Origin of the sequence: Winogradskyella sp. ECml5-4 (genome assembly GCF_036903175.1) — a bacterium.
Classification (GTDB): Bacteria; Bacteroidota; Bacteroidia; order Flavobacteriales; family Flavobacteriaceae; genus Winogradskyella; species Winogradskyella damuponensis.
The window spans coordinates 1-3,534 of record NZ_JAYJLF010000038.1 but is presented as its reverse complement, the minus strand read 5'-3'; the positions used below and the strand labels follow the sequence as shown (position 1 = coordinate 3,534).

Sequence of the window (3,534 nt, the reverse complement as noted above, 5' to 3'; positions counted from 1 at the left end):
AGTATATAATCCATTGCTAGTTCTAGCCTACTTACGAATATTCCTGCGGAATATTCTATTCGGTTTTTATTTGCTAAATTAGTTGCTTACACACGCAACGTATCATATACAAAACCGTTACCCAACATTTGCCAAAAATCACGATAATCGAACCGAAAATAATATTGGAACATAAATAAATGAATATAAGTTTTGACCTTGACAGCACATTAATTCCGAACGGAAAGGAATTTGAAACTGAAAACAGAAACGGAATTGCAAAACTGTTCGGAATTGAAGAAATGCGAAAAGGTACTCGTGAATTGATTTCCTATTTACAAAACCAAGGTCACGAAATTCATATTTATACAACATCATTTAGAACTAAAAGAAAAATACGATTGACTTTAAAATATTACGGAATAAAAGTAAGCCGAATTGTAAACGAAAAAGAAAATCGAAAAGTTTTAAAATCTCGGAATATTAACTCATCCAAGTTTCCACCAGCATTTGATTTTGACTTACATATTGACGATTTAAAAGGTGTTGGAATCGAGAATGAAAGATTAAATTTTAAAGCAATTATTGTTGAACCGACTGATAAAAATTGGATTGAAAAAATAAAAAGCGGAATAAAAAACGTTGGGTAACACCGTGTATAATTAATTGCTTGGTTCTAGCCTACTTGCGAAAATTCCTGCGGAATTTTCACGGGTTCGTTAAAGTTTGCTAACTTAGTTGCTTAACCACGCAACTAACCATACACAAAACCGTTCTACGCAATTTGAAAAAAACATTTTACATATTAACAATATTTTTACTGACAATAAATGTTCAGGCACAAAATGACATTTCTAAATATATCGGGAAATACGGAGACTGGATGCCAAATGGAGAAGCATTAATAACCGAATTGGAATTAAAAGCAAACGGAACTTTTAAATTAAGAACAACTGATTATGTTTATCCACAGACCTTTAAAAATTACACAAACGAAGGAAAATGGATTTTAAAAGATGGAGAAGTTATTTTAAATCCACACTTAAAAAGACGAGAGCCAACTGTGAATATAACTGAAAAGCAAATTGGACTTAAAGACTCGATTAAAATTAAGGTCAACCATTATGTTGAACTTTACGAAAAACAAAACTTGATTGAAAAACAAAAAACGGAATTTGAAATACTAACTCTTTACTTTAATAAAAGGAGAAAATACAAGCATTTGACAAGAGAATGGCTAAAAGAAGGAAGTTGCGCTTGGGCACCTCGATTAAGAAACAGAGTGAATTTAGATTCAACAAATACGTTTAGAATAGCAAAAAAAGATATTGAGAAATTCGGAATTTATACTTACGGATTTACAGATTTTATCGAACTGCGAACTAAAAAAAACATTCTGACTATTACGAAATAGATATTGTAATTCCTATCGACAAGGAAAGAATGCCGAGAAATAAAAAAGTAATTATAAAAGGAAATAAAGCATATTTTTATGAAATTAAAGGAAAAGTAAAAAAGTCGCTGAATAATTTGTGGAAAAAAACTGCGTAGAACACCGTGTATAATTAATTGCTTCATTGAGCCTACTTGCGAATATTCCTGCGGAATATTCACGGGTTCGTAAATGTTTGCTAACTTAGTCGCTTAACCACGCAACTAACCATACACAAACACGTTAGCAACAAATATGGAATACCATTACTACATACTTCGGAATGGATTTTCCACAGACAAACAGAAGCTTAAAGAGGGAACTTTTATCGTTCGTATACCGAATCATTTTCCAATTGACTTTTCAGATGGAAATGGACCTTTTAAATCATTACGAGCATTGAAAAGATATTCACCAATATTAAAATTACTGAAAACTACCAACCCAAAAAGAGCTCAACAAATCGTAGAGGAAAAGAATATAATAACATCTGAAAAATTAATAGCAACACCTAGAGGAACTGAATTTAAACCAGAAGTAGTTGACGGATTTATTCACGCAACAATCGGACGAATAAAAAAGGGAGACTTAACAGGTATTCATTTTTTCGACCCAGAAAAAGTCAGAATATTGGAGATTATTGAAAGAAATGAAAATACTCGAGTGTTTAAAGCAAAATTTGAATTTTATGATGTTAAGACAAAAAAATGGATTGAAAAAAGAGCAGCAAGCACATTTTTCCCAAAGGATTGGAATTTAGCAACATTACTTATGGAATGTAAATTCGCATTTGACAAACTAAATGAAAAGGATTTAATCAATAGTAAAGTAAAATCTACAACTAAATCAAAAATAGAAGTCGAAATTATTATAAGAAACGGAAAATTAAAATCACTTTATCCTTTAATTTAAAAAATATCAGTTGCTAACACCGTATATAATTTATTGCTAGTTCTAGCCTACTTACGAAAATCCTCGCGGATTTTCTATTCGGTTTTTATTTGCTAAATTACATGCTTAACCACGCAACAAACCATATACAAACACGTTGTGCATAATTTAACAAAACCTCGAAATGCCATTTCCAGTTGACGAAAAATACATAGGAGAAACTGAATCGGAATTAAATGTAAAATTTCCGACTGAATTCAAAAATCGAATGATTAAATTAAATGGTGGAGAATTATTGATTTCCAGCGAATTTGAATTTGAACTACATCCTTTCTTTGATAAATCTGACCGAAAACGGATAAGTCGGACTTGCAATCACATCGGACTTGAAACAAAAAATGCTCGTGAATGGAATGGATTTCCTGAAAATGGAATCGCTATTGGTGCGGACGGATTTGGAAATAAATTAATCTTGACTCATAACGGAAATGGAAATCTGACTGACCAACTATATTTCTGGAATCACGAAACAAGAAAAGTAGAAAAAATAGCTGAATCGGTTAATAAGCTTAATACTAAAGAAAGTTCATTATGGGAAAAAATAAAATCAAAATTTTAATCTTTATTGGACTAATAATCTCTTGTAATTCAAATAAAATCGAATTTGGAAATACAGAACTTTCAAAAAAAATTAAACTGACGAACATTAGTGATTTAATGCAAAATCCAACGGAATTTGACAATGACACTCTAAAAATCGTAGGCGAATTACATCTCGATTTAGAAAACAAAGGAATTTTTTTCAAAAGCAGAAAAAATTTGGATTAATTCATTCAAACCAGCAACCGAATTAGATAGCGTATGGAAAAGAATAAATGGAAAAAAAGTCGAAATAATCGGACTTTATAAAGCTGGAAAAACTGGACATCTAGGTTTATATAATGGACAATTAAAAGAAATTTATTATATCAAAACGAAATAAAAAACTATGCACAACACCGTGTATAATTAATTGCTAGGTTCTTCCCTACTTGCGAATATTCCTGCGGAATATTCACAGGTCCGTAAAAGTTTGTTAACTTAGTTGCTAAACCACGCAACTAACCATACACAAACACGTTGCCACACATTTGAAAATAAGAACATTGAGAAAAATTTACTTACTGACTTTAATGTCAATTATTTTATTTAACTGCCAAAACAAAACGGAATTGAGAACTGATTTACAGCCA

General features: G+C 31.0%; 5 protein-coding genes. All 5 read left to right on the top strand.

Annotated elements, in window-relative coordinates; translation table 11 throughout:
* The first annotated feature begins 179 nt into the window (after nt 1–179).
* A complete protein-coding gene (locus tag VDP25_RS17345; RefSeq protein ID WP_334471853.1) occupies nt 180–629 on the top strand; it encodes an HAD family hydrolase in 450 nt (149 codons plus the stop codon).
* 134 nt (nt 630–763) lie between these two features.
* Nucleotides 764–1,393, top strand: coding sequence for a hypothetical protein (locus VDP25_RS17340; protein ID WP_334471851.1), 630 nt, complete (start codon nt 764–766; stop codon nt 1,391–1,393).
* A gap of 273 nt (nt 1,394–1,666) precedes the next feature.
* Entirely contained in the window at nt 1,667–2,323 is a 657-nt protein-coding gene (locus VDP25_RS17335) for an EndoU domain-containing protein (RefSeq protein ID WP_334471849.1), read from the top strand.
* 163 nt (nt 2,324–2,486) lie between these two features.
* Nucleotides 2,487–2,921, top strand: coding sequence for an SMI1/KNR4 family protein (locus VDP25_RS17330; RefSeq protein ID WP_334471847.1), 435 nt, complete (start codon nt 2,487–2,489; stop codon nt 2,919–2,921).
* Entirely contained in the window at nt 2,894–3,130 is a 237-nt protein-coding gene (locus VDP25_RS17325) for a hypothetical protein (RefSeq protein ID WP_334471845.1), read from the top strand. The genes VDP25_RS17330 and VDP25_RS17325 overlap by 28 nt, the downstream gene beginning before the upstream one ends.
* Nucleotides 3,131–3,534: the final 404 nt, after the last annotated feature.

Bases quoted from the DNA above. Each gene is read 5' to 3' on its own strand.
- VDP25_RS17345 (WP_334471853.1), top strand. From the start codon at position 180: ATGAATATAAGTTTTGACCTTGACAGCACATTAATTCCGAACGGAAAG.
- VDP25_RS17335 (WP_334471849.1), top strand. From the start codon at position 1,667: ATGGAATACCATTACTACATACTTCGGAATGGATTTTCCACAGACAAA.
- VDP25_RS17330 (WP_334471847.1), top strand. From the start codon at position 2,487: ATGCCATTTCCAGTTGACGAAAAATACATAGGAGAAACTGAATCGGAA.
- VDP25_RS17325 (WP_334471845.1), top strand. From the start codon at position 2,894: ATGGGAAAAAATAAAATCAAAATTTTAATCTTTATTGGACTAATAATC.